Annotated in this window: 28 protein-coding genes and 1 pseudogene; 15 read left to right on the top strand and 14 right to left on the bottom strand. The window is 67.5% G+C overall.

Annotated elements, in window-relative coordinates; genetic code table 11:
- The first annotated feature begins 5 nt into the window (after positions 1 to 5).
- Positions 6 to 926 carry an NADP-dependent oxidoreductase gene (locus tag FHR20_RS00220; RefSeq protein WP_167297706.1) on the top strand — a complete coding sequence of 307 codons (921 nt, stop codon included), beginning with the start codon at positions 6 to 8 and terminating at the stop codon, positions 924 to 926.
- Positions 927 to 1059: 133 nt separating this feature from the next.
- Here the strand turns inward: FHR20_RS00220 and groL are convergent, their stop codons facing one another.
- Positions 1060 to 2679 (bottom strand): chaperonin GroEL, encoded by a 1620-nt coding sequence (gene groL / locus FHR20_RS00225; protein WP_167297707.1) that lies wholly within the window; start codon positions 2677 to 2679, stop codon positions 1060 to 1062.
- A 47-nt stretch (positions 2680 to 2726) separates the two neighbouring features.
- Complete coding sequence (gene groES, locus FHR20_RS00230) at positions 2727 to 3041, bottom strand: co-chaperone GroES (protein ID WP_167297708.1); 315 nt, start codon at positions 3039 to 3041, stop codon at positions 2727 to 2729.
- 265 nt (positions 3042 to 3306) lie between these two features.
- Between groES and FHR20_RS00235 the strand changes: the two genes are divergently transcribed.
- The 6 genes from FHR20_RS00235 to FHR20_RS00260 all read left to right on the top strand — a co-directional run bounded on the left by FHR20_RS00235 (position 3307) and on the right by FHR20_RS00260 (position 6412).
- A complete protein-coding gene (locus tag FHR20_RS00235) occupies positions 3307 to 3546 on the top strand; it encodes a hypothetical protein (RefSeq protein ID WP_167297709.1) in 240 nt (79 codons plus the stop codon).
- Entirely contained in the window at positions 3543 to 3812 is a 270-nt protein-coding gene (locus FHR20_RS00240) for an usg protein (RefSeq protein ID WP_167297710.1), read from the top strand. Before FHR20_RS00235 ends, FHR20_RS00240 begins: the two co-directional genes overlap by 4 nt.
- A complete protein-coding gene (locus tag FHR20_RS00245) occupies positions 3809 to 4192 on the top strand; it encodes a hypothetical protein (RefSeq protein ID WP_315590823.1) in 384 nt (127 codons plus the stop codon). Before FHR20_RS00240 ends, FHR20_RS00245 begins: the two co-directional genes overlap by 4 nt.
- A gap of 206 nt (positions 4193 to 4398) precedes the next feature.
- The gene (locus FHR20_RS00250; protein WP_167297711.1) at positions 4399 to 4887 is read left to right on the top strand and encodes an Hsp20 family protein; all 489 of its coding nucleotides are present in this window, start codon (positions 4399 to 4401) and stop codon (positions 4885 to 4887) included.
- Positions 4888 to 4955: 68 nt separating this feature from the next.
- A complete protein-coding gene (locus FHR20_RS00255) occupies positions 4956 to 5465 on the top strand; it encodes an Hsp20/alpha crystallin family protein (RefSeq protein ID WP_167297712.1) in 510 nt (169 codons plus the stop codon).
- 110 nt (positions 5466 to 5575) lie between these two features.
- Complete coding sequence (locus FHR20_RS00260; RefSeq protein ID WP_167297713.1) at positions 5576 to 6412, top strand: trypsin-like peptidase domain-containing protein; 837 nt, start codon at positions 5576 to 5578, stop codon at positions 6410 to 6412.
- A 68-nt stretch (positions 6413 to 6480) separates the two neighbouring features.
- Here the strand turns inward: FHR20_RS00260 and rlxS are convergent, their stop codons facing one another.
- The 6 genes from rlxS to FHR20_RS00290 form a co-directional block, all read right to left on the bottom strand.
- Positions 6481 to 8445 carry a relaxase/mobilization nuclease RlxS gene (rlxS, locus tag FHR20_RS00265; RefSeq protein WP_167297714.1) on the bottom strand — a complete coding sequence of 655 codons (1965 nt, stop codon included), beginning with the start codon at positions 8443 to 8445 and terminating at the stop codon, positions 6481 to 6483.
- A 255-nt stretch (positions 8446 to 8700) separates the two neighbouring features.
- Positions 8701 to 9015 carry a hypothetical protein gene (locus FHR20_RS00270; protein WP_243857086.1) on the bottom strand — a complete coding sequence of 105 codons (315 nt, stop codon included), beginning with the start codon at positions 9013 to 9015 and terminating at the stop codon, positions 8701 to 8703.
- Between the two features lie 261 nt (positions 9016 to 9276).
- Complete coding sequence (locus FHR20_RS00275; RefSeq protein WP_167297716.1) at positions 9277 to 9870, bottom strand: lytic transglycosylase domain-containing protein; 594 nt, start codon at positions 9868 to 9870, stop codon at positions 9277 to 9279.
- Positions 9858 to 10436: a S26 family signal peptidase gene (locus FHR20_RS00280; RefSeq protein WP_167297717.1), complete on the bottom strand. Its 579-nt coding sequence runs from the start codon at positions 10434 to 10436 to the stop codon at positions 9858 to 9860. Before FHR20_RS00280 ends, FHR20_RS00275 begins: the two co-directional genes overlap by 13 nt.
- Positions 10433 to 10660 (bottom strand): helix-turn-helix domain-containing protein, encoded by a 228-nt coding sequence (locus tag FHR20_RS00285; RefSeq protein ID WP_167297718.1) that lies wholly within the window; start codon positions 10658 to 10660, stop codon positions 10433 to 10435. The genes FHR20_RS00280 and FHR20_RS00285 overlap by 4 nt, the downstream gene beginning before the upstream one ends.
- Before the next feature lie 137 nt (positions 10661 to 10797).
- Positions 10798 to 11097 carry a DUF736 domain-containing protein gene (locus tag FHR20_RS00290; protein ID WP_167297719.1) on the bottom strand — a complete coding sequence of 100 codons (300 nt, stop codon included), beginning with the start codon at positions 11095 to 11097 and terminating at the stop codon, positions 10798 to 10800.
- A gap of 385 nt (positions 11098 to 11482) precedes the next feature.
- Here FHR20_RS00290 and FHR20_RS00295 point away from each other — a divergent pair, with 385 nt between their 5' ends.
- Positions 11483 to 11698, top strand: coding sequence for a hypothetical protein (locus FHR20_RS00295; RefSeq protein WP_167297720.1), 216 nt, complete (start codon positions 11483 to 11485; stop codon positions 11696 to 11698).
- On the top strand, positions 11685 to 12080 hold the full coding sequence (locus tag FHR20_RS00300; RefSeq protein WP_167297721.1) for a thermonuclease family protein: 396 nt from the start codon (positions 11685 to 11687) through the stop codon (positions 12078 to 12080). Before FHR20_RS00295 ends, FHR20_RS00300 begins: the two co-directional genes overlap by 14 nt.
- 36 nt (positions 12081 to 12116) lie before the next feature.
- On the opposite strand, the gene FHR20_RS00305 is transcribed toward FHR20_RS00300, so the two are convergent.
- The 3 genes from FHR20_RS00305 to FHR20_RS00315 all read right to left on the bottom strand — a co-directional run bounded on the left by FHR20_RS00305 (position 12117) and on the right by FHR20_RS00315 (position 15383).
- Positions 12117 to 13916 carry a ParB/RepB/Spo0J family partition protein gene (locus FHR20_RS00305; protein ID WP_167297722.1) on the bottom strand — a complete coding sequence of 600 codons (1800 nt, stop codon included), beginning with the start codon at positions 13914 to 13916 and terminating at the stop codon, positions 12117 to 12119.
- Positions 13917 to 14019: 103 nt separating this feature from the next.
- Complete coding sequence (locus FHR20_RS00310) at positions 14020 to 14418, bottom strand: DUF2958 domain-containing protein (protein ID WP_167297723.1); 399 nt, start codon at positions 14416 to 14418, stop codon at positions 14020 to 14022.
- Positions 14415 to 15383, bottom strand: coding sequence for an ArdC family protein (locus tag FHR20_RS00315; protein WP_167297724.1), 969 nt, complete (start codon positions 15381 to 15383; stop codon positions 14415 to 14417). Before FHR20_RS00315 ends, FHR20_RS00310 begins: the two co-directional genes overlap by 4 nt.
- A 611-nt stretch (positions 15384 to 15994) precedes the next feature.
- Here FHR20_RS00315 and FHR20_RS00320 point away from each other — a divergent pair.
- Complete coding sequence (locus FHR20_RS00320; protein ID WP_167297725.1) at positions 15995 to 16399, top strand: hypothetical protein; 405 nt, start codon at positions 15995 to 15997, stop codon at positions 16397 to 16399.
- A 201-nt stretch (positions 16400 to 16600) separates the two neighbouring features.
- On the opposite strand, the gene FHR20_RS00325 is transcribed toward FHR20_RS00320, so the two are convergent.
- Positions 16601 to 18388: a hypothetical protein gene (locus FHR20_RS00325; protein ID WP_167297726.1), complete on the bottom strand. Its 1788-nt coding sequence runs from the start codon at positions 18386 to 18388 to the stop codon at positions 16601 to 16603.
- Between the two features lie 237 nt (positions 18389 to 18625).
- On the opposite strand from FHR20_RS00325, the gene FHR20_RS00330 reads away from it, so the two are divergent.
- A complete protein-coding gene (locus tag FHR20_RS00330; protein ID WP_167297727.1) occupies positions 18626 to 19084 on the top strand; it encodes a hypothetical protein in 459 nt (152 codons plus the stop codon).
- Positions 19085 to 19109: 25 nt separating this feature from the next.
- Here FHR20_RS00330 and FHR20_RS00335 read toward each other — a convergent pair whose 3' ends face one another.
- Entirely contained in the window at positions 19110 to 19652 is a 543-nt protein-coding gene (locus FHR20_RS00335; protein ID WP_167297728.1) for a DNA -binding domain-containing protein, read from the bottom strand.
- 49 nt (positions 19653 to 19701) lie between these two features.
- Positions 19702 to 19902 (bottom strand): annotated as a pseudogene (locus FHR20_RS23195) (transcriptional regulator domain-containing protein); the annotation flags it as partial.
- A 220-nt stretch (positions 19903 to 20122) separates the two neighbouring features.
- On the opposite strand from FHR20_RS23195, the gene FHR20_RS00340 reads away from it, so the two are divergent.
- The 4 genes from FHR20_RS00340 (at position 20123) to FHR20_RS00355 (ending at position 23054) form a co-directional block, all read left to right on the top strand.
- Positions 20123 to 20866 (top strand): LuxR family transcriptional regulator, encoded by a 744-nt coding sequence (locus FHR20_RS00340; RefSeq protein WP_167297729.1) that lies wholly within the window; start codon positions 20123 to 20125, stop codon positions 20864 to 20866.
- A gap of 74 nt (positions 20867 to 20940) precedes the next feature.
- Positions 20941 to 21549 carry an acyl-homoserine-lactone synthase gene (locus FHR20_RS00345; protein WP_167297730.1) on the top strand — a complete coding sequence of 203 codons (609 nt, stop codon included), beginning with the start codon at positions 20941 to 20943 and terminating at the stop codon, positions 21547 to 21549.
- A complete protein-coding gene (locus FHR20_RS00350; protein ID WP_167297731.1) occupies positions 21549 to 22439 on the top strand; it encodes a phytanoyl-CoA dioxygenase family protein in 891 nt (296 codons plus the stop codon). The genes FHR20_RS00345 and FHR20_RS00350 overlap by 1 nt, the downstream gene beginning before the upstream one ends.
- Before the next feature lie 3 nt (positions 22440 to 22442).
- Entirely contained in the window at positions 22443 to 23054 is a 612-nt protein-coding gene (locus FHR20_RS00355) for a GntR family transcriptional regulator (RefSeq protein ID WP_167297732.1), read from the top strand.
- Positions 23055 to 23099: the final 45 nt, after the last annotated feature.

Consider the following 23099-nt stretch of genomic DNA (forward strand, 5'->3'; position numbering starts at 1 on the left):
CATCAATGAAGGCCGTCCGCATCCAAAGCTATGGCGACGAGCCCGCCGTCCAGGACATCGCTATGCCTGAACCCGGCGAAGGCGAGGTGTTGATGCAGGTCCAGGCGGCGGCGCTCAATCCGCTCGATGTCCAGTTGCAGGCCGGCTACTTGGCCGACTGGTTTCCACTGGCATTTCCCTTCACGCTAGGAACCGACTTTGCCGGCGTGGTGAAACGCATCGGAAATCGCGTGACGGCGTTCCGTGAGGGCGACGCGATTATCGCTCGTCCGGATCCGGTACGTGGCGGCGGATTTGCCGAGTATGCCAGCGTGCCCGCCTCGGCGTGCGTCCCATTACCGACGCCGCTCACTCCGGATGAGGGAGCCTGCATCCCGACCGCGGGCGGGACCGCGTGGTTCGCTCTTCTGGAATCAGCCAAGCTGAAAACAGGCGAGACCGTGCTGATCCACGCAGGCGCGGGCGGAGTCGGGACCTTCGGGGTCCAGTTCGCAAAAGCCGCTGGCGCTCGCGTTCTCGCGACGGCGTCTGGCGACGGGGTGGCATTTGCGCGCGAACTGGGCGCCGATCGCGTCATCGACTATCGTTCAGAGGATTTCGCCGCCCTGGGCGAACCGGTCGACGTCGTCCTCGACTTGATTGGCGGTGACACCCAGGCACGCTCCTTTGGCTTGCTGCGGCCGGGCGGCCGGCTGGTTTCGACGGTCTCACCGCCTGATGCGGAGAAAGCCAAGGCAAAGGGCGTGTCTGCGTCCATGTTCGCGCTAGACCTGTCCGGAGATCGGCTTGCGCAATTGGTCAACGCCGTCGTGAACAACGGAGTTCGCGTGGTGATCGATTGTAAAGTGCCGCTCGCGGGCTTCCCTGATGCTTGGGCGCGTCAGCGATCCGGCCACACCCGAGCGAAGACCGTCTTACTGCTCTGAATGTCGGCAGCCGCCTGCCGTGGACATTTCCACCGCGCGAGCGCCGGACAACTGTGCTGAACCTGGGCCGCCTGGGATTTGCGTGAAGGATGAGATGGAACGGGCTCGCCAGATGGCGAGCCCGTCCTTTTGATCAGTAATCCATCGCCGGCATCGGCGCGGGCTTCTCCTCCTTGGGAAGCTCGGCAACGAGCGCCTCGGTGGTGATCAGCAGCGAAGCGACCGAGGCCGCGTCCTGCAATGCAGTGCGCACCACCTTGGCGGGATCGATGACCCCGGCCTTGACGAGGTCCTCATATTCGCCGGTCGCTGCATTGAAGCCCCAGTTATAGTCCGGGTTCTCGAGCAGCTTGCCGACGATCCAGGCGCCGTCCTCGCCGGCATTCTCGGCGATCTGGCGCGCCGGCGCGCGCAGCGCGCGGCGGACGATGTCGATGCCCGACTGCTGGTCGTCATTCGCCGCCCTCAGCCCGTCGAGCGCCTTCAGCGCGCGCAGTAGCGCAATGCCGCCGCCCGGCAGGATGCCTTCCTCCACTGCGGCGCGCGTAGCGTGGAGCGCGTCGTCGACGCGATCCTTCTTTTCCTTGACCTCGACTTCGGTCGAGCCGCCGACGCGGATCACCGCGACGCCGCCCGCTAGCTTGGCGAGCCGCTCCTGGAGCTTCTCGCGGTCATAGTCGCTGGTCGTCGTCTCGATCTGCTGGCGGATCTGCGCGACGCGGCCGTCGATGTCGGCCTTGGCGCCGACGCCGTCGATGACCGTCGTGTTGTCCTTGTCGATCACCACCTTCTTGGCGCGACCGAGCATGCCGACGGTGACGTTCTCGAGCTTGGTGCCAAGCTCCTCGCTCACGACATTCCCGCCGGTGAGGATGGCGATGTCCTCGAGCATCGCCTTGCGGCGATCGCCGAAGCCAGGCGCCTTGACCGCCGCGACCTTGAGGCCGCCGCGCAGCTTGTTGACCACCAGCGTCGCCAGCGCCTCGCCCTCGACGTCCTCGGCGATGATGAGCAACGGACGGCCCGACTGCACGACCTTTTCGAGCAGGGGAACAAGCGCCTGCAGGTTCGAGAGCTTCTTCTCGTGGATGAGGATGTAGGGATCATCCAGCTCGACGCGGAGCTTCTCGGTGTTGGTGATGAAGTAGGGCGAGAGATAGCCCCGGTCGAACTGCATACCCTCGACCGTCTCGAGCTCGGTCTCGAGGCTCTTGGCCTCCTCGACAGTGATCACGCCCTCGTTGCCGACCTTGTCCATCGCCTCCGCCAAGATGCGGCCGATCTCGGCGTCGCCATTGGCGGAGATGGTCGCCACCTGCGCGATCTCGCTGTTGGCGCTGACCTTCTTGGCATGCGCCTCGAGGTCCTTGACCACCGCGTTCACCGCCAGGTCGATGCCGCGCTTGACGTCCATCGGGTTCATGCCCGCGGCGACGGCCTTGGAGCCTTCGCGGACGATCGACTGGGCGAGGACGGTGGCGGTGGTGGTGCCGTCGCCGGCCTTGTCGTTCTGCTTGTTGGCGACCTCGCGCAGCATCTGCGCGCCCATGTTCTCGAACTTGTCGGCGAGCTCGATCTCCTTGGCGACCGTCACGCCGTCCTTGGTGATGCGCGGCGCGCCGAAGCTCTTCTCGATGACGACATTGCGGCCCTTGGGGCCCAGCGTCACCTTCACTGCGTTCGCAAGCGTATCCACGCCGCGCAGCATCCGGTCACGCGCGTCCGACGCAAATTTCACTTCCTTGGCAGCCATCGTGGCTTAACTCCTTTCATTTCCTTCCTGAATTATGGGTGGAGGGCTCAGGCCGCCTGCTTCAGCGGCACGGCCTGCTCGATCACGCCGAGGATGTCGCTCTCCTTCATGATGAGCAGTTCCTCGCCGTCGATCCTGACCTCGGTTCCCGACCATTTGCCGAACAGCACGCGGTCGCCGGCCTTGACGGTCAGCTCGACCAGCTTGCCGCTGTCGTCACGGGCGCCCGGGCCGACGGCAACGACTTCGCCTTCCTGCGGCTTTTCCTTGGCGGTGTCGGGGATGATGATGCCGCCCGAGGTCTTCTCCTCGGCTTCGATGCGGCGGACGACCACACGGTCGTGCAAGGGGCGGAAATGCATGCATAACCTCCGGTTGCAAAACATAGCTGTGATGTCCCTGCCCTCTGCTGAGCGACAGGCGTCGGCAAATTGGGAAGCGCGGCTTTTTGGTTCAAGCGCCGGAACGAGAATTTTTGGCGCTCGTTGGCACAAAGTGCCAAAGGCCCCTGATCCGGGGTTTGGGAAGGAGGTGCAGCGGCCTTGACCACGCGGCTCCTCCGACCAAATCTTGTGCAGGGCCAGTCGGCCCCACGAGAGGAGCGACATCCAGGAAAGGAGGACAGCCGTGTCGCAGCCAGTCTCCCGCTTTCTCCATCCGTTCGACATCGCGCGCCATCCCAGCCTCGAGCCCGAGGTCAAGCGCGCCATTCTCGCCCGCTGGGCATCCGACCGCTCGGCAGTCGCAGGCAAGCCGGCTTTGCGCAAGCCGCCGGGCGCGCGTCGCGCCGTGCCGGTCGATCATGTCCTAGCCGCCCTGCGCTCCCTCGACGAGGCGCAGGGAACGAACGCGGCGACGCGGCAATGACCGACCGCGCCCTGCTCGCGCAGCTGGACGGTTATGGGCTGACCTTCGCCGAGATCCACTATTATCGGCCCGATGCGCCGTCGCTGCTCCAGCTGTTCGTCTGGCAGGAATATGACCTCGCGCCGGACTTTCCGGTGCTGCTCGGCTTCCTCGACCATTGGCGCCGCGAGATCGAGGCTGCGCTGCATTCGGTCCGGATCGCGCACGAGCGATTGATCCGGCCGGCGGAGTGGCGGGCGGTCGACGGCGTCCTGTCGATCCGGTGAGCCGCGGTCCGATCCGGCGCTGGCGCGAGCGCGGCGGCAGGACGGTGCGCCTCGTCCTGCCGTTCGACGATATCATGGAGTTCGCGCTTGCGCTGCTCTCGGTGCGCCCCGCCGAGCTTGAGGCGCTCGGCTGGACCTTCGCCGACCGCAAGCGCCTGCTCGACCACTTCCTCGCCGCCGGAAAGGTGGCCCAGGGTACGGCTCCCGACCTGCTTCCCCGCCTTCCCGTCGAGCTGGCGATCCCGCAGCGCGACGTCGAACGGCTCCAGCGCTTCGCGCGTCGGGAGCTGCCGAAGGCAGCGAGCAACGCGGCAATGCTGGACCGCGTGCTGGCCGCGCTGGACGTCGCGTCGCATCGGGGTCGCGTGCCGAGGGACTGAGCGTGATCCCGGAGAAAACGGGCGGTCGGACGGTGCAGGGTCATGGCGTTCCTCGGCCGTGTTTTCTCATCGACCGACGGCCCTTGAAAACCCGAAGCCGTGAACCAGATAGGCTATCGCCGGATGCCGGCATGGATCCGGCATGGAGAGCGTCCGCTCTCTCGGACGCATCTTCATAGACTCGTTGCTCATAGGAGGACTTGGATATGAGGACCAACTACGACTTCACGCCGTTCCGGCGCTCGACCGTCGGCTTCGACCGGCTGTTCGATCTGCTCGAGAACGGTCTCACCACCCAGATCACCGACGGCTATCCGCCGTTCGACCTCGTCCGCGACGGTGAGGATCGCTACCGCATCAACATGGCGGTGGCCGGCTTCCGTCCCGACGAGATCGACGTGACCGCGCAGCAGAACATGCTCGTCGTTAGCGGCCGCAAGCAGGACAGCGACGAAGGCCGCTACATCCATCGCGGCATCGCCGCGCGCGACTTCGAGCGCCGCTTCGGCCTGGCGGATTATGTCCAGGTGAAGAACGCCGAGCTTGCCGACGGCATGCTCTCGATCGAGCTGGTGCGCGAGATTCCCGAGGCGATGAAGCCTCGCAAGATCGCGATCGGCTCGGGCGGCGACAATGCCCGCCGCATCGAGGATGCCTCCGACAAGGAAGGCAGCAAGCAGCTCGAGGCTGCCTGATGTCCACCGGGTCCGCCGCGCCGCTCAGGGCGGCGGGCCCGCTTTGCCAGCAACCAAGGAGGTGAATCATGGCAATGCGTGATCTGATCCCGTGGCGCCGGCAGGAGAACACGGCGCCCGCGCTCTTCCAGAACGAGGAGCGCAGCCCCTTCGTACAGTTCCGCCGCGAGATGGACCGGCTGTTCGACGACTTCTTTCGCGCGCCCCTGTTCAGCGGCGGCGCGTTCGGCAACGCCAGTCTCGGTTGGCCGAGCTTGGAGGTGAAGGAAGCCGATGACCAGGTGACCATCACCGCCGAGCTGCCCGGCCTCAACGAGAAGGACGTCGAGCTGACGGTCCATGACGGCGTGCTGACGCTGCGCGGCGAGAAGAAGAGCGAGCACCAGGACAAGGACCGCGGCTGGTCGGAGCGCTATTACGGCCGCTTCGAACGCTCGATCGCGCTCCCCGACGGCGCCGACGAGTCGAAGTGCGAAGCCGACTTCCGCGACGGCGTGCTGACCGTCCGCATGCCGAAGTCGCAGGAAGCGAGCCGCGGCCGCAAGATCCCGATCGGGACCCGCGGCACGCGCCACTAGCCACCGCTGGGCGCGCCACCTGACGGGGCGCGCCCTTGATCACTTGCGAACAAATGGGTCGCCAGCGGCCGAAGCTGCCGCTGGCGGTCCGCATCGGAGGAACCGTGTCGATGCCCTCTGTGAAACCGTTGCTGCGCCCGGCATTGGCCATCGCCCTCACGCTCGCCGGCGGCGTCGCGGGCGGCGCGACTGCGAACTGGCTGTCGAGCGTCGAGCCGGCGCGCGCCGAGAGCGCTCAGCCGGTTGCGGCCGACGCGGTACCGCTCAACCGGCTTACCCTCGCCCCGCTAGTCGAGCGGGTCGCGCCGGCGGTGGTCAACATCGCCGTGCTCCAGCCCTCGCCCTATGCGCAGAACCCGCTGCTGCGCGATCCCTATTACCGCTACTTCCTGGGCGTGCCCGACGAGGCGCTCGCGCCGCGCATCTCGGCGGGTTCCGGCTTCGTCGTCGACGCCGCCCGGGGACTGGTCGTCACCAACCATCATGTCGTCGCCGACGCACGCGCGATCGCGGTCGGCATCGGCGAGCGCCAGGTCGAGGCCGAGCTGCTCGGCAGCGATCCGCGCACCGACATCGCCGTGCTCCGCATCCCGGCGCGGGGCCTGAAGGCGCTGCCGCTCGGCGATTCCGCGAAGGCCCGCGTCGGCGACTATGTCGTCGCGATCGGCAATCCGTTCGAAGTGGGCCAGACCGTCACCGCCGGCATCGTCAGCGCGCTGCGCGGTCCCTCCGACGGCGGCCCGCGCTACGTCCAGACGGACGCGCCGATCAACCCCGGCAACTCGGGCGGGCCGCTGATCAACATGCGCGGCGAGGCGATCGGCGTGAACAGCGCGATCATCGCGCCGGGCGGCGGCAATGTCGGCATCGGCCTCGCCGTGCCTTCGGACGTGGTGCGACGCGTGGTCGAGCGGATCGCCGGCACCAGGCTGCCGACGGCTTCCTGAGGTTCGTGCGCCGGGCCTCGGGTACTGATCGTTTGTCCGATGCAAGCGGCCGAACGCAGTCCGGCGGCTCACGATATCTGGGGGCCGGCACGAGCGCGCCCGATCTGCCAGCTGATCCCGTCGGGCCGCATCACGCCCGCCACCGGCTTGCCCAATTGCCGTTCCAGGACCGGCCGCCACGGCACCAGGCTGAACTCGCGACTGCGCTCGATCAGGCCGTAGCGCCCGCCCGCAAGCTCGACCTTCCGGGTCAACCGCCCCTCGATCCTCGTACCCTGGCCGGGCTCGACGAACGCCTTGCCGAGCTCCTCGCGCAATCCGCTCGCGACGCGGAGCAGCTCGCGCCGCCGGAGTATCGTGAGCATTCCCCGTTTCAACCTGATCGCGCCGTCGGTGTCGACCTCGGCGAGCCCCTGCTCAACCAGCCACTGCCGCCGCGCGGCGAGCGCGCCCCGGACCTCACGCCCGAACCCGGCGTCGCGCGCAACCATCGGCTCGTCGCCGGCGAGCGCCCGGTCAAGCCAGGTGGCGGCCTCGGCGACGGGCAGCTGGTCGAGCGGCACCGCGGACAGCGTCTCGATCGCGACGGGCCGGTCGCGAAGCTGGCGCGCCTCATAGGCGGCCGCCCGCGCGAGATGGTCGTCCGGAATGGCCCAGCTGCCATCCGTCAGCCGCTCGACCCCGCCGGTACGCCGCATGGCTTCGAGGCGGCGAACATGCGCCTCGGCAAACGCCCGGCTGGCTTTCGGGTCGTGCTCGAGATGAAGCTCCACCGAATATCGTCCGCCATGCGATGCGGCCACCGCGGCGATGGTGCGATCGACCTCGTGGACCGCTGCCGTTCGCGGCGACACGCGGACAATGGCGCCCTCGGGCGTGGGCTCGGCAGCGGCGGCGCCGCCGACGTCGAGATAATGCACCCGGCCGTCGACTCCGTCGACGATCAGATAGTGGCGGTCGCGGTGCTCGTCGGAGAAGCCACGCTTGATGACGCGCCCGATCACAGGCTCGTGCAGGTCGCCTTCGATGACGCGGTCGGCCTGTGCCCGCTCGAGCCGGCATGCGGTCAGCTCGCGCTGCATCAGCCGGATGATGTCGCCGCGCTCGCCCATGCGGCGGAGCGTCTCTTCCAGACCGTCGGCGAGCCGCCAGCGCCCTTGCCCCAGGTCCTCGGCCAGGCCCATCGCGGAAAGCTTGCGCAGACGCCCCGTGGCGACGGCCTGCTGGAACGGATCGTTGTGCGCCGGGCCGGCGATCCGGTCGGCGTCCATCCTGCGAAGCAGCCGGCGATCGATCGCGGTCAGCCGCTCCTGGTCGACATCGCGGCGCAGCCGATCCTGGATCTCGCGATCGGTGCGGGGCCCAAGATCGAGCGTGGCGAGCTCGGCGGCGCGTTCGCGCAGGCCATGCGCGATATATTCGCGGGCGATGACGAGGTTCTGCCCCTGGTCGTCGACGCCGCGCAGCATGATGTGGGTGTGCGGCTGGTCGGTGTTGAAATGATCGACCGCGACCCAGTCGAGCCGGGTGCCCAAGTCGTGCTCGGCCTGCGCCATCAGCCGGCGGACATAGGGCTTGAGGTCGGGATATTCGGCGCCGTCCTCGGCCGAGACGATGAAGCGGAACTGGTGGCGGTCGCCGGCACAGCGATCGAGGAACGCCTTGCCGTCGGCGGTGTCGACGTCGCGCCCGTAGAGCTCGCCGGGATTGCCGTCGCGCGTCACCCCGTCGCGCTGGATGTAGCGCAGGTGGGCGCGTGCCGCCGCGAAGCCGCTGCCGGCCATCCGCACCAGCCGCACCTTGACCATCGCGCGCCGCGCCCGCGTGTCGGCGAACCGGTCGCGGCTCGACAGCAGCCGGCCGATGCTCGCGCCGCGGCCGATCCGGCTGCCATCGAACCGCCGCGCCCGCACCCCTGTCTTGTTGCCCGCCAAGCGCGCCGCGGCAAGCACGCGGCCGCCGTAGCTGGCGAGGCGCTTGCCGTCCCTGGCGCCGGGCTTGCCAAGCTTCGGCGTGAACTCGTCCTCGCTCACCGCCGGCCTCACGGAATCTCGCGGAAAAGCGCAGGAAAGCACGGATTTCCGCCATTCCCGCGCAGCCTGTCTCGCGCGCCCGACCAGGAGTCTCGCCGAAAAAGGATGTGCAGACAGATATTTATGCAGGGTCGCGAGACACTGCCTTTATCTTGTTTTCCCTTATCCCCCTTCTGGCTTCTGTCCCGGAGCAAAAAGAAAGCCGGGACACGCTGCCGATCCGACAGCGCATCCCGGCTTCGACAGGCGCGACCTTCACGCATCCGCGAACGCCGCGCGAGCTCGTTTCGCGCTCCCGAAGCTGCGCTTGCCGAGCATGCCGTGCGCCCGACCATCGCCATCGACGATCATCACCGCGACGAACCAGCGCCCGTTGATCCGACCGAGAACCCGCACCCGATCGAGCTCGAAATCGGCTTCGTCGCCCCCAGGATAGCTGCCGAGCCAGCGCTCCTGAAGCCGCGCATCCCAGTGGAAATCGACTTCCTCTGCCTCCAGAAAGCGCGCCGCCAGTGCCGCGCCCGCCTGCCTTCCGAACTCGATCTCGAGCCCCGAGATGAGGGATGCCATCACGCGATTTGCCGCGTCCGAGAGGGTTGGAACCTGTGCCATGACCTGTCTCCGCTTGCGGTCCTCAACATCGAGGACGCCCTCCTGGGGACGGTCGGCGGAGCGGCGGTCAGGGCCGCCGCAGCGCAAGCGGAGGCGCCGCGAAGCGGACATGGGGGGGGCCGATTTGCGCAGCAAATCGGGGGGGCCCATGGGCCTTGAGGGCCGCTTTGCCGTCCGTCATGCTGGGATTTCACGACGAGCCCTTCCTCCCTCGCCATGTCACGGAACCGGCCGACGGAGCACAAAAAGGCTTGTCGCGGTCGCCGGCGGTCGCGCCTCCGGAGCGGCGGCGGGCGTGTCGCGCCGTACGACGAAAAGCGGATCGCGCGGTGCGGTTGGCGCTACCGGCGCGGCGGGCGCCAGCGCGCCGACCGCGCGCAGATAGGCCGCGGTCTCGCCCGGCAGGCTCGTCTCGCCCGCGAGCCAGGCCGCATAGCGCGCGGGTCCCGCATTGTACGCGCCGAACAGCCCGGGATAGCCGAAGCGATCGTACATGCGCCGCAGATAGCAGGCGCCGGCGACGATATTGTCGGCCGGCAGGTCGGGATCGTCGTCGAGGCCGAGGTCGCGGCGAAGCTCGGCCCAGGTCCCCGGCATCAGCTGCATCAGCCCGATCGCCCCTTTTCGGCTGCGGATCGGGCGCCCCGCGAGCAGGGTCCGTCCACCGCTTTCCGCCCGCATCACGCGCGCGATCCATTCGGCCGGTACGCCGCAGCGGGCCGCGGCGGCGTCGATCTCGGCGGACCAGCGCCCCACGCCGTCGGCGGGGGGTGCCGTTGTCAGAGCTAGTGCGATCAGGCTCAGCGCCGCCATATCAGCCTCGCCCGCCCGACGAGATCATGGCCCGAGCTGATGCCGAAATAGCGCCCGTCGAACGAGTCCAAAGCGTCCATCAGCAGTAGATATTCTCCTTGCGCGAGACGGTGGCAGCCCTGCCACCATGGCAAGGCGCGCCCGCTGGGATCACGCGCGAGACGGCTCGCGACGGCCACGCCGTCCACCGAGACCCACGCTCCCGCGCCGCAGACCCTATCGCCCGGCACGGCGGCGACGCGCTTTACCAGCGGCACGTTGGCGGGGAGATAGTGGCGCTCGGCGGCAAGCCTGCGCCAGCGCGGTGGCGCCCAGGCGACGGCCATCTCACCGCGTGCGGGCGCATCGCCCGGCCATACCCAATAGAGGCCGATCGGCGCGCTGGCCGACGCGTTCCACACCAACCGGGGCGCGGGTGAATAAACGGGCGGCACCACCAACAGCACCAGTCCGGCGCCGCCCAGGATTGCAAGGCGCAGACGGTGCAGCCGGCGCTGATGGCGCGCGTGGCGCGCCTCGCCCCAGGCGAGAAGCGGCGTGTCGGCGCGCGGGCGGGGGCGCCTCACGACCGGATTCCGCGCGCGCTCTGCTCGCGGCTCCACGCCGCGAGGTCATCGACATGATATTGGACGAAGCGGCAATGTCGGCGGAACACCGGGCCCTGCCGGGCGACGCGCAACCGCTTCAGGGTCCGAGCGGAGAGGCCCAGCCATGCCGCCGCCTGCTCGGTATTGAGGAAGGGCGAGCCGCGCCTGGCGCTGCTTGCCCGGTCGATATCGTCGCTGTCCACAGCCTCGCATCTCCTGCCTCGTGTCGGCACCGGAAATGACCGGCGGGGCACTGGCCGGGGAGTGTCGAAAACCGGGATAGTCGATTTCGACACCCCCGGGTGCGCCCCACGCCGGTGAGGCGCGGGGCGCTTGCCGCTCAGCGCGACCAGATCAGGTTGTGCGTGCCGCCCTCGCCCTCGACCAGGGTCGCGTAGATAGGCGCGGGCAGCGAGGGATCGTCGAGCTTGACCGAGACATAGGGCCGGTCCTCGCGCGAGGTCTTCGTCCAGCCGGCGCCGAACTCGACGCCCGCCGAGGTGGTGACGCGGTAATCGGGCGCCTTGTCGTGATCCTTGCTCGAGGGCTTGATGCTCGCCTTTGCATTGAGCGTCAGGGTCCGGATGGTGCCGGTGAACACGCCGTTGTCATCGCGGGTGAAGCTGCCGATGGTGGCCATGATACGTCTCCTTGTGTCTCGAAGCCGCGCCAGTGCGGCCTCGATGGCGTCGATCCGGCACCGCCAGCGGCCGGCATGCACCCGAGCCCGCAGGGCCGGGCCGCAGCGAAGCGAAGGGCGGCCAAAGCCGGCTTTCTTGCCTCGCGAGGAAGGCGCGGGGTGCGTAGCGCCCAGGCCGGGGAAGAAAGCCGGCGACGCCGTTGCTGGCCTCAGGCCGCGCGGTGCCAGACGGCCATCCTGAAAGAGGCCGCAAGCGGCTGCTCGAAGACGAGGAGATGCCGGGATTCGCCTATCGGCACGGCTCACTACGACATTCCCGGCTCGCCGCACCCGTGCTGCCTTACGCGAACGGGCGCGCTACAAGAGCCGCCTCAGGGGGAATGACATGACGGTATTGGACCGAGTGCGGGCACTGATCGAGCGGCTGTCGCCCGAGCCGGTGTGCGACGACTGCATCACCGAGCGGCTGGGCCTCAGCGTCCGGCAACACGCCAACCACAAAACACGCGAGCTCGCCGGCCAGGGCGGATTCGAGCGCGGGGTCGATGCCTGCTCGCTCTGCGGTGGGACCAAAAAGGTGATCCGGCGTGCCGCGCACTGAGCTGCTGGCCCCGCTGCTGCTGATTCTCGCCGGCGCCGCGCAAGCGCCGCAATCGGGTGTGGTTGCGTGGGTCACCGATGGCGACACCTTCCGGCTGGATAGCGGCGAGCGCATCCGCATCGCCGGGATCGATGCGCCCGAGACGCAACCGGGCAACGCCAAATGCCGCGCCGAACTCGCGCGCGGCAAGGACGCGACGGGGGCGGCGATCGCACTGCTCAAGGGGCGAACGGTGGAAATCGAGCGCGTCGGACGCAGCTACAACCGGACCGTCGCGCGCGTCCGGCTGGACGGGCGCGACGTCGCGACGACGCTTGTCCAGCAGGGCGCCGCGAACTGGTGGCCGCGCGGCAAGCCCAAGCCAAATTGGTGCAGAAGATGAGGAAGTCCGGGGCGGCAGCGCCGCCCCGGACACATGTCAGGCGGCGAGCGCCTGCGGTTCGGAGGTGACTTCGGGAGCGGGATTTTGCTCTGGCACTGGCCGCGCAGCCTCGGCTTTGGCATGGGCACGCACGGTGCCGACGCCGCCGCGGGTCGTGTAGGCGGCGGGCGCGAAGGTCATCCAGCGCGGTACCCAGTTTTCGACTTTAATCCGGCCACCCGCCCCGGCAAGATGGTCGGCGACGATCTTCCTGAGCGTCGCACCCTTCTCGCCGGCATTGGCGTTGGCGACCGTATTGCCTGCCACCTCGGCGACGATCAGCTGCAGGACTTCCTTGTCGCGGATGAGTTCGAACAGCGCCTCGTCGGCCTGCCACCAGCGCGCCATGTCGAGCCCCAGCTCCAGCCCGACCGCCTCGACCGCCGGGCTCCCGGCCGCCAGCGTTTCGCCGATCAGCACCGCGATCACGTCCATGACTTTCGCATCGCTCAGGTCGAGCAGGCGGAAAAAGATCGCGGTCAGCCGATCCCCGTCCGGGCCCTCGACGCGGCCGCCGCACACACTCGGCGTCTCGGGATCGAAGCCAAGCGTGCCAAGCACCGCACGGCGTTTCGCGTCGAAGACCGTCTCGCCGCGACAGGTCTCAACCGACTCGGCAATCGCGTCGCTGCGCGCCTGTTGGGGCTCGGCCTCCACCCGCCAGAGATGCGAGCCGGCGATGGCATGGGCGACCATCAACCGCAGCGCGACCTTGGGGCGCGACAGCAAGGCGGCGCGAACTGCGGCGTGGCGATGCAGGTCGATATAGGTCTGCATTGGGCCGGTGATTTCAGGCCGCACGGCCTTGGGCTGTTCGCTTGCCGGTTCCTCGCCACGCGCGATGCGCCTCGCTTCCTTGCGGCTGAGATAGCCCTCGTGGAACACGACCTCGCCGCTGGCGCGCACGTCGATATAGACGCGTCCGCCCTTGCGCTTGGGCGCCTTCTCATATTCCCAATGCTGGAAATGCTCGCTGGCTGGGCTCACCTCGACGCCGGTCCAGCCCGCTTCGAGATAGGCGGCGCGCCGCGCTTCGATCGCCGCACGCTGCGCGGTCCAGAACGCATCGGCATCGGCGACATAGCGTTCCTCGTTGAACAGGTCGGCGACCAGCGCCACGCCGCTCTTATCCACATCGAACAGCGCATAGCGCGCGCAGATCGCCTGCCCGCCGAACAGCCAGCCGCGCAATTGCCAGCCCGTGGGGCAATGCGTGTCGGGCGCGTCCCACAGCCCCAGCCAGTCCTTCTGCCGCGCCTTGCTGGCAAGGGTCAGTTGGCGGACCGTCGCAGCATCGATCTTGTCGCGGCGATACAGGTCGCGGATGCGCGGCAGCAGGTTGCCGAGCGCAAGCGTGCGCCGCACCGCGAGCACCGGCAGCGCGAAGGTGTCGGCGATCTCCTCCGGCGACTGGCCTTCCTTGACGAGCCGCACGAAGGTTTCCCAGCGCGTCACCTCGTCGGGGTCGAGCCGCGCCATATTCTCGATCAGCGACGCCTCGACGGCGGTGGCATCGTCGCCCGCCTCGAGGATCGCGCAGGGAAACTGAAACGGCTCGGCCCCGGCCTCGCCGGTCCCGGCGCGCTCCTCCGCGATCAGTTGCCCGGCGCGAAAGCGGCGGGAACCGGCGAGAATGCCGAAGCGGTCCTCGTCGCCCGGCCGCACGATCAGGGTCTGGAGGATGCCGCGCTTGCGCACGCTCGGCAGGATGTCGGAGACGTCCGGCGGGCGTTTGGCGAAGCGCATGTTCGCCTTGTCGACATAGAGCTTGTCGAGTTCGATGAATTGGAGTTTCATGTCTCTGCTCCTTGTGAGCGCCGGGCCCGTTTCATCTTGAGAAGTGGGGCGGGACCGGCTTTCGGGATTGCGGCGAAAGGCGCGCCGCGCGCCTTTCCCGCCGTCACCCGGACGGCGGAAACCGGTCGGCAATTCTGGTTGCGGTGTCCCGCGCCCGGCGCAACAGCGTCTCGGCCTGGAGGATCGACCTCGCCTTGCGCGCCCGATCCGCCCAGACCGACAGGGGCAGATCGGTCGCGAAAAGCAGGTCGCGCTCGATGCGCAGCCCGAAGGGAAGGCGCAGCGACTCGATTTCCCGAAGCGAGAAAGTGCCGAGTTCCGGACAGCCGAAGCCGAGATCGGCGAGCCCGAACAGCGTGTCGCCGTCCTCGGCCAGCTCGCTCGCCAGCCATGTCGCGGCGGAGAGCGGATTGAACAGCTTCACCAGCGGGCGCTTGTCCGTGGCCTCGCTGTCACACTGCGCGTGGAGCGCGGCGCGAAGCTCGGGGGTGAGGAGCATCATGCCGCCACCTCCATCGCCGGAGCCTCGGACTGAAAGGCGAGCAGATAGTCGGCGGCCTTGCTGGCAAGGCTCGCGGCGCGGAAGATCGCGCGATTGTCGGCGCGCAGCACCGCCAGCCACGATCCCAGATAGTCGGCATGGCGGGCGGTCGGCTGAATCCCGAGCGCGGCGCAGAGGAAGGCCGAGGCCAGTTCGGCAACCAGTTCCTCGCGCGCATAGCCCGCGCTGCCGAACGGGTTGGACAGGTCGCGGCCCAATCGCGAGGCGTGTCCGGTCCAGTGGCCAAGCTCGTGGAGCGCGGTGCGGTAATAATCGATCTGGTGCCGGAACGCGGGCTGCGGCGGCACGCGGACATAGTCCTCGCCCGGCGCATAATAGGCCTCGGCTCCGCCGATCCGAAAGTCCGCGCCCGTCGCCGCGATCAGCGCCTCGGCGACGGGCACGATCTCGCGCGGCGGCAGCGGCGCGGCGCGGCTAAGCATCCGCTCGGGCAGGCCGTCGCACTGCGCGACGTTGAACACGGTGAAGCGCTTGAGGAAATGGATGGCTCTCTCGGGCGGTTCATCCCCGTTCGGCGGGGTGGCGCTCCCCCGGAGCGTCCCTTTGTCCGCCTCCCTGGGGACGAACCGATCGGCATAGACCACGCCGACGCCATGCTCGCCCTTGCGGACGCATCCGCCCGCTTCCAGCGCCTGCCGGAAGGTGAGCCAGCCCTGCGAGGCATAGCCGCGCATGATGACCTCACCCCAAAGGATCAGCACGTTGATCCCCGAATAGGCGCGGCCCGATCCAGCATTGCGCGGCAGTCCCGGCACCGCGGCGGCGGCTTCCCAAGGCTGCACCCATGGGAAGCGTCCGGCCTCCAGCTCGGCGACGATCCGCCCCGTCACCTCGTCATAGAGTGACGCGCGCGGCTCGCGCCCGCCCGCCTTTCCACGCACCCGACATCCGCCACTCCTGCCCATGACCCGGCCTCCTCATCCCAAAATCCGCACCCGACCCCGGAAAGCGGGGTGGGCGGCGAGGAAGCCCGGACGGGCCCGCGACTTGAGGGCGGGGCGCACCGCAGGCCGGAACGAGAGTGGAGGACCCGAGGCGAAGCCACGGGTTGCGCCGCGCCCGAGCAGGCCCAGAAGGGCGCGCCGGCCATCCCGCGCATCCGGGATCGGCCACCAAAAGAGCCGGAGCGCGAAGCGCACCGACCGCAGCACAAGCGCCAGCGATCGTCACCGCCAGGCCGGGACGCACCGCGGCCCGGCGGCGCGAAGCGCCGTAGAGCGCGGTCGCGGCAACGCGATGCAAAGCAAAGAACGCACTCTTGCCGACACCGCCGGCGCGGCGGCGTGCACGCGGGCCAAGGGGGCCAGCCGCCGCCGTGCCCCAGGTCCAAGGCAAGTGTGCTGCGCGGGTGAATAAAGACGCGCGAACCCTGTGGCTGCCTGCAGCCGCAGTGTGCGCACCGCAGATCCTGCGCTCGGTCCTGCATCGCCGGCGAGGCGCCCGCCTGCCGCGTCGAGAGGCACTGGCCACGGTTCACGCAACCTAAACGGGTGCCCTTTAGCCTGGACAGATGACCATGACCCGGAACGAGGCCGAATGGGCCGCGGTCTTTCTGGCAGCGGGCGAGCTGACCCGGCGCGGCTATTCTGTCAGCCTGACCCTGGGGCCGAACGCGCCCCTCGCCGACCTCGTCGTGCGGGCTCCCAGCGGCGCGAGTTTCATTGTGGACGTAAAGGGCAAGTGCAAACCGGGGTCGTGGATGGTGAAGCCGAAGCAGCCCACACCCGGGCTATTCTATATGCTGGTGCGCCTCGGCATGAGCCCGACCGGCATCGACCGGACGGCCGACCGTTTCTACATCATGTCACAGACAGAAGCGCTGCGGCTCACCAAGACCAACCTCAAGCACCCGGGACTCAGCGGCTTCACCTCCGCGGCAGCCGCAAAGTCGCTCGACGACTGGTCTTGCCTCCCAGGCTGAGGTGGTTGCGCCTTGCTCCGCAACGAGCCGTGCAGAAGGCTCGCGTTTTCGACATGGTGCGGGTTCCAACCTGGCAGGTCCGCACAATTCTGACTGCTCCGAAGGCCGAGAGGCCAATGCGGCCCAAGCGGAGGTCGCCGGTCAAAGCCACCTGTGGCTCACGCGCGGATAGTTGCCTCGTACTGCCTCACCCGACTCAGGTTAGCTGCTGCCGACTTCGACGAGATCGATGCCGGTCATGTGGCGAAGGTGGCGAAAGTGGCGAAAGCCGGCGGTCTTGAATGCGGACACCCCTGAGGAATCAGTCGCGATCCAAATGCGCTTTGCGCCGTGCAACAACTCCTGCGCCACGGCGAGAGGATCGCCGCCCGCTGCGTCGACGGGTTTGTCCAGCCTCGCCACTGCCTCGACCAGCGGCAGGTCCCATTGGATCGCCTCCGAGGCTGCTACTACCCGCTTGAGGTGGGCTTGCTCGGGAGCGCTGAGCCAGCTTCTCGCAACGCTCCTTGTCCGCAACCCGCCGTCTCCATCGCTAGTCGAGCCCGAAACATCAAGCAAGAGCAGCCGAGGGTGCGGTTCAGGTCCGGCGGCTTCTCGTACCAACTCCCGAAACGCGTCGCACGCGACGCGATTATACGGTGTCAAATCGCCGATCTCGTGACAACGACGCAGAACGCCGTGATGCGACCATCGTTCATGGTCTGCGACGCCTGCCTCGGGCCCATAATTCACCAGCACCGTCGTCGCGTGCGGGTGAGCCTTGGCATAATCCACCAGCGCAGCGCCGAACGTGGTCAGCGCGGGCGTCTTATAGTGTTTGACCTCGACGATCAGATCGCAGCGATCGGCTCCTTCCGGACCAAACCACAAGCCATAGTCAGGCTGAACGTGGCCGGTGCGGTTCTTGCCGATCGGGTCGACACATCGCTCCCGACGCTCTGCCCACAGACGCTTCTCGCCATCGGCGCTCTCGATTGTCGCGAGATGGGTCGCCTTGAAAGCGAAGGGAAGCGCACCTTGCGCATCGGTGTGGACTGCCACGCGCTCCGGCTCGACCGCGCCAGCGATGCGTGTGGCGATCCAGACCGCGTACAATTCGAAGCGCTTCTTCCAGGCCGGCAGAGACAGCACCTTCTCGAGCGTCGCCAACTCGCCCGTCGTCGACACGGGCAGGCGCGGAATTCGTGCGAACACAGGACGAATGGCGGCTACCAGGGCGGAATGATCCTCCTCCATCGCCGCCTGACCGAGGAGGCCGATCAAAGGGCCGACCAGATCATGTTCGGCCATCGCAACAGCAATCGGATCCCGAACTCTGCCTCCACCGAAATCAGGATGCCGGTACTTCGCGAGCAACGTGCTTTTCTCTTCCCTGAAGCGGATAACGGAGCGCAGCGTAGCGAGAGCGGTAGCGGCGATCGAAGCCAGATCGCCCAGTTCAGCGGCGACGCGTTCAGGGTGAAGACTGGGCGGGAGTTCGCGAAACTCGCCTCGTGCGAACGCAGCCAGCCAGCTTTTCACATCCAACGGCAATGTCCGGCCTTGCACGCTTCTTCCGGCTGCATTCGCCAGATCGAACGCGTCCTGGATCGTCGCGTCCCAAATCTCGGTCACACCCGGGGCTTGCCGAAGAGTCTTCGCAAATTCCTCGAGATGCTCGAGCCCGACGATCGAGTTTTCGATCGCGATCTGTATCGAAGCCTTCCCTCGCCGCGCGTCGGCCCTGCGCATGAAGTCGACAATGTCCTGCGACATCGCACTGAACGGCGCCACGACGCCGAACACGGCCCGCACCAGCGTCTCATTGTTCGGACATGTCGCGAGCGCCTCGACTATCGTGCTCGCGTCAGGATCAAGCGCCGTTCGGACCAGATCGACAAAGTCGCTATCACGTCCTCGTGGCTCCAGCCCCCCGATCCCGACGATTCGTCGCCAGGTTTCGGACGGATTCCGGGCAGGCTGCGCTGTTGGAGGCGTGCTCGTATTCATTCCCTCACCCCCAATCCAGAGCCTTACGCTTATGAGCGGAGACCAAAACGCCTCAAGCCGAGATCAACGCGTGACAGTCGCATAACCTTCATCTTCGGCGTTGGCCCCTGCGACGTAAAGCATATCCAACTCTAGTTCCGCAGGTCTGAATTCTTTGTGCAGATCCGGGCCAGATATCGGCGATGCGCTTCCACCCGCCCCTTGTGCAGCAATGGTGCCAGTGGCACCTCGAGCGGAGTGTCGGACAATCCCATCATTCTTCGAGCGAGGCGAGCTACCGAACGCATCGACAAACAGGCTGCGTTTGTCTCGACGGAATATGGCACCATTTCTCGATGGCTTACCGCATCGTTATTCGCTCTTAACGGAGGCGGCGCCGCGGCATTCCTGAACGCGCGGGAAGCAGCAAAAGGACATATCCTGCCGGTCATCCTGTTCGGCGCTGGCGTGATTTTCGCGATGTTCGGCGCGATGGTCGTACAGGAGATGTACGGAAGGCTCGCCGAACTGCTGCGTCACCAGGATGCGTACTGGAGCCGGGTCGCGATTACAGGCCGGCGCCTGCGTTGGGCTGAGGCGAAATTCAGGGCATCGAGAAGACGCAGGTATCGCTGTGCGTGGCTTGCGCCCATGCTTGGATGGGTCTCCGGTGCGCTGTTCCTGTCCGGCCTCATAGCGAGCGCGCGAGGCTGGTGATACTCGTGGGATGCGGTACCGATCGTCACGCTTTCAGAAGCGCACGCCAGCCCCCGGATTGCATCGCCCGAGCCTCGGCCGTCCGTCGCCTCACGCGCGACATGAGAAAATCCGAGCGCCCCTTCCACTCGGCACGAACCCGCTCCTCGCCGTACAGGGCTACCGCCATTTCACGATAGGATGCGCCGTCAGAAAGGGCATCGCCAACACGAAGCGTCTCGAGGCGTCGGGGCAGACCCGGCTCGGCCGGATACAGGGTCCGGGTGAAGCGGCCGCTGTGCCAGAGCCCGAGCATGCGCCTGAGCGTCAGGACATGGGCATCGACCCGGGTCAGCCCCGACAGAAGATAGTCGAGCCGGGCGGGCCCTTCTTCAACCAGTGTCCCTTCGACCACGTCGATGCGGATGCGATGCCAGCCATCCGACAAGGCGACATGCTCACGCTCTCCGCCGCGCACGATCGTCATCCAGCGCGCCAGGCGAGCAAGGTCGATCGCCTCCGGATCCGACCCTTCCGCCGGGATCGCCCGCACCTGCAGTACGAACGGATCGAGGTCTGCATGCCACAAGAGGCGTGCCGCTGGCGCAGGCCGCGCAGCATCCTCGGCGAAAGCACAGCCCGAAAGCCCGGGCGCCCGCCTCCATCTGGAGTTGCGCGTCGCCGCTGACGTCTCCACCGCGCAGCCTGGCGCTCATCGCCGCGTAGGCCGGGTCGCGGCGAAGCCATTCCCAGGCGAGCCCGGCGCGATCGATGCCGATCAGCGCGCGATAGGGCGCGCTGTCCCGCCAGTCGGGACGGCTTTCAGGCGCGGGCCCCATCGCCGCGTCCGGCTGAAGCCAGAGACGATAACAAGGCTGAACAGCACCCTGGCCTCAAGAAATAACAGACGCATTTGCTCCTTCGCAGCGAACCTATTACCAGAAAACCCTTATCGATCCGTCCGTTGCGCCGATGGGAAAGCGGCGCGTGCGGAGCCGGCACGGCTGAGGCTCGGACGCTGCGGCTTGGGGCGCGTCCCGCAACGGTATGGCGCGGCACATGGTCCTCAAGACGGCTCAGGCATTTGCATTCGCGGTCGAGACCGCGGCGACAATCGACGAACTCGCTACACTGCTCGAAGCGATCGCGCACGAGATGGGCTTTCAGCATTATGCGCTGGCCCATCATGTCGACGTTCCGCGGGCGCCGCAGCCCGCGATCCGGGTCCACAATTACCCTGGTGAATGGGAGGCCTGGTTCGACGCCGAGCGGCTCGGGCCGTCGGACCCTGTGCACCGCGCGAGCCATCTGACCAGCGTCGGCTTCCCCTGGTCGAGGCTCCCGCAGCTCATCGTCATTACAAAGCGTGACGAGGAGATTCTTGCACACTCCCGGCGCGTCGGCCTCGCGGACGGGTTCACCGTGCCCGCGCACGTACCCGGCGAGTCGGCGGGGTCCTGCTCGTTCGCCACAGCGCACGGGCGGACCTTCCGCACCGAATGGATGCCACTCGCGCAGTTCGTCGGCGCCACCGCCTTCGAGGGCGCCCGGCGCCTTTCGGGGGTCAGGCGTACCGACCAGGACCGGCCGCGGCTCAGCGACCGTCAGCGCGACTGCATCTACTGGGCGGCGCGCGGCAAGTCGGACTGGGAGACCTCGCAGATCCTCGGCATCGGGCATGACACGGCGATCCAGCACATGAAGGAGGCCCGCAGCCGCTACGGAGTCACCAACCGGACCCAACTCGCGATCCACGCCCTCTATGACGGGGCACTCACCTTCACCGATGCGCTGAAGCGGTAAACTCCCCATTTCTGGGGAGTGGTCACTGCCGGGCGACGCGCCGAGCATCCGGGCTCCACCAGGGGAGTCCAGCCATGTTGTTCACACAGGACGAGCGCAGCACCGCCAGCGATGCGGTGATGCGCGCGATGTTCGAAGCGAGGAAGCGCGTGTTCGTCGACCTGCTCGGCTGGGACGTGCCGGTGCTCGCGGGCAAATATGAGATCGACCAGTTCGATGACACGCACGCTCGCTATCTGATCCTCGCCGACAGCGCGCAGAACCATCTCGCCTCGGCACGGCTGCTTCCGACGACCCGGCCGCACATCCTCGACACGCTGTTCGCCGATCTGTGCGAAGAGGCTCCGCCAACGGGCCCCCACACCTACGAGATCACGCGCTTCTGCCTCGATCGCAGCCTTCGCGCGGCCGAACGGCGGCGGTGGCGTGACGCGCTGGTCACCGGACTTGCGCACTATGCGCTCGAGCACGGCATCACGGCCTATACCGGCGTCGCCGAACAGGGCTGGCTCGACCAGATTCTCGAATTCGGCTGGGACGCGAGGCCGCTCGGTCAACCCGAAACCATCGACGGGATGACGCTCGGCGCCCTCAAAATTGAAATCACTGCGGAAACGCCCGCGCTGCTCGCCGCCAGCGGCATCCTGCCGCCGGGCCATTTCCTCGAAGCGGAGGCCGCATGATGGCGACGCACCCCCTGCATCCCGCACAAGCAGATGCGGCGAGCACCATCGTCGGGCAGCTCCGCGAACATGGCTATGCCATCATAAAGGACGCGCTTCCCCGAAGCACCATCGCGAATCTCGACACAGACCTCGCCGACGCCTTTTTGCACACACCATTCTGCCAGGGCGGCTTCTATGGCGAGCGGACCAGGCGCTTCGGCCGGCTGCTCGCGCGCAGCCCGCACGCTGCAAAGCTGGTCATGCATGCCGACATCCTCGCGATCGCGAACGAAGTCCTCGGCCCTTGGTGCGACTGCCTGCAGCTCAACCTGACGCAAGCGATCGCGCTCCACCCCGGCGCGCTGCCGCAGCTTCCCCACCGGGACCAGGACATGTGGCGGGGCGCGATCGGCGAGACCGAGTATCTGCTCAACGTGATGTGGCCGTTCACGCCGTACCGGGAGCTCAACGGTACCACGCTGATCTGGCCGGACAGTCATGGGTGCAAGGCGCTCGAGCCGGACCCTGACGCGCAGCCGGTGGCGGTCGAGCTCGACCCGGGCGACGCGCTGCTCTTTCTTGGTTCGACGCTGCATGGCGCCGGCGGCAACCGCAGCTTTACGGTCCGTCGCGGGGCGATCGTCAGCTACTGTCTCGGCTGGCTCAAGCCCTATGAGAACCAGTGGCTCGCCTATCCGCCTGAGATGGCGCGTCACTTTCCGAAGGAGCTGGCCCAGCTGGTCGGCTATCGCCAGCACCGCCCCAATCTCGGCAATTACGAGGGGCAATGCCCGTCGGTTCTGCTTCAGGACAAACCGGCCGGCACTATCGGCGCGATCGATGCGCTTCGGCCCGACCAGCAGGCGCTGATCGAGGCGCATGTCGCCGGGCAGCGCGCCGGAGCGTAGGCGATGAGTCCCGGCGCGACCTTCGAACGTGTCTACACCGAGCTCAGGCGAATGCTCACAGAGGGAGAGCTCCCACCCGGGAGCCCGATCGAACCTGCGGCCATCGGGAGACAGATCGCCTCGAGCATCACACCGGTGCGCGACGCGCTGCATCGCCTCACCGGCGAGCGTCTCGTGGAAGCACCAAATCACAATGGCTTTCGCGTGCCCCTCCCGACCGAAGCGGGCCTGCGCGACCTCTATAGCTGGCGTGCGAGGCTGCTGGCGCTCGCAACGAGGAACCTTCGTGCCGGACCTGCCGCAACCCGGGAGCGCCTGTCAGTGGACCAGATGGACCCGGGCGAGGCGATGGACCGGCTGTTTCTCGAGATCGCCGGTGCCAGCGGCAGTGCCGAGCATGTCGCGGCGATTGCGCAGTTGAATGGCCGCCTCGCTCCGCTGCGCAGAGCGGAGTTCCGGATATTCGACAACCTGGTCGAGGAGCACGAGGGAATACGCGACCGATTGCTGGATGGCGACGGTCGCAGTCTGACCTCGCTGCTTGAGCGATATCATCGCCGGCGGCTGCGGGCCGTGTCGGACATACTCGCTGCGGTTTACAGCGATCGGCGATAATCGTCAGTGCAGGACGACTCGACCGCCGGTCAGCGGCGGCGCAGA

The organism is Sphingomonas leidyi (assembly GCF_011761945.1).
GTDB classification, from domain to species: domain Bacteria; phylum Pseudomonadota; class Alphaproteobacteria; order Sphingomonadales; family Sphingomonadaceae; genus Sphingomonas; species Sphingomonas leidyi.

Bases quoted from the DNA above. Each gene is read 5' to 3' on its own strand.
- FHR20_RS00250 (WP_167297711.1), top strand. From the start codon at position 4,399: ATGAGGACCAACTACGACTTCACGCCGTTCCGGCGCTCGACCGTCGGC.
- groL (WP_167297707.1), bottom strand. From the start codon at position 2,679: ATGGCTGCCAAGGAAGTGAAATTTGCGTCGGACGCGCGTGACCGGATG.
- FHR20_RS00305 (WP_167297722.1), bottom strand. From the start codon at position 13,916: ATGAAACTCCAATTCATCGAACTCGACAAGCTCTATGTCGACAAGGCG.
- FHR20_RS00260 (WP_167297713.1), top strand. From the start codon at position 5,576: ATGCCCTCTGTGAAACCGTTGCTGCGCCCGGCATTGGCCATCGCCCTC.
- groES (WP_167297708.1), bottom strand. From the start codon at position 3,041: ATGCATTTCCGCCCCTTGCACGACCGTGTGGTCGTCCGCCGCATCGAA.
- FHR20_RS00295 (WP_167297720.1), top strand. From the start codon at position 11,483: ATGACGGTATTGGACCGAGTGCGGGCACTGATCGAGCGGCTGTCGCCC.
- FHR20_RS00325 (WP_167297726.1), bottom strand. From the start codon at position 18,388: ATGAATACGAGCACGCCTCCAACAGCGCAGCCTGCCCGGAATCCGTCC.
- FHR20_RS00320 (WP_167297725.1), top strand. From the start codon at position 15,995: ATGACCCGGAACGAGGCCGAATGGGCCGCGGTCTTTCTGGCAGCGGGC.
- FHR20_RS00350 (WP_167297731.1), top strand. From the start codon at position 21,549: ATGGCGACGCACCCCCTGCATCCCGCACAAGCAGATGCGGCGAGCACC.
- FHR20_RS00340 (WP_167297729.1), top strand. From the start codon at position 20,123: ATGGTCCTCAAGACGGCTCAGGCATTTGCATTCGCGGTCGAGACCGCG.
- FHR20_RS00240 (WP_167297710.1), top strand. From the start codon at position 3,543: ATGACCGACCGCGCCCTGCTCGCGCAGCTGGACGGTTATGGGCTGACC.
- FHR20_RS00255 (WP_167297712.1), top strand. From the start codon at position 4,956: ATGGCAATGCGTGATCTGATCCCGTGGCGCCGGCAGGAGAACACGGCG.
- FHR20_RS00220 (WP_167297706.1), top strand. From the start codon at position 6: ATGAAGGCCGTCCGCATCCAAAGCTATGGCGACGAGCCCGCCGTCCAG.
- FHR20_RS00270 (WP_243857086.1), bottom strand. From the start codon at position 9,015: ATGGCATCCCTCATCTCGGGGCTCGAGATCGAGTTCGGAAGGCAGGCG.
- FHR20_RS00355 (WP_167297732.1), top strand. From the start codon at position 22,443: ATGAGTCCCGGCGCGACCTTCGAACGTGTCTACACCGAGCTCAGGCGA.
- FHR20_RS00275 (WP_167297716.1), bottom strand. From the start codon at position 9,870: ATGGCGGCGCTGAGCCTGATCGCACTAGCTCTGACAACGGCACCCCCC.
- FHR20_RS00315 (WP_167297724.1), bottom strand. From the start codon at position 15,383: ATGGGCAGGAGTGGCGGATGTCGGGTGCGTGGAAAGGCGGGCGGGCGC.
- FHR20_RS00345 (WP_167297730.1), top strand. From the start codon at position 20,941: ATGTTGTTCACACAGGACGAGCGCAGCACCGCCAGCGATGCGGTGATG.
- FHR20_RS00290 (WP_167297719.1), bottom strand. From the start codon at position 11,097: ATGGCCACCATCGGCAGCTTCACCCGCGATGACAACGGCGTGTTCACC.
- FHR20_RS00310 (WP_167297723.1), bottom strand. From the start codon at position 14,418: ATGATGCTCCTCACCCCCGAGCTTCGCGCCGCGCTCCACGCGCAGTGT.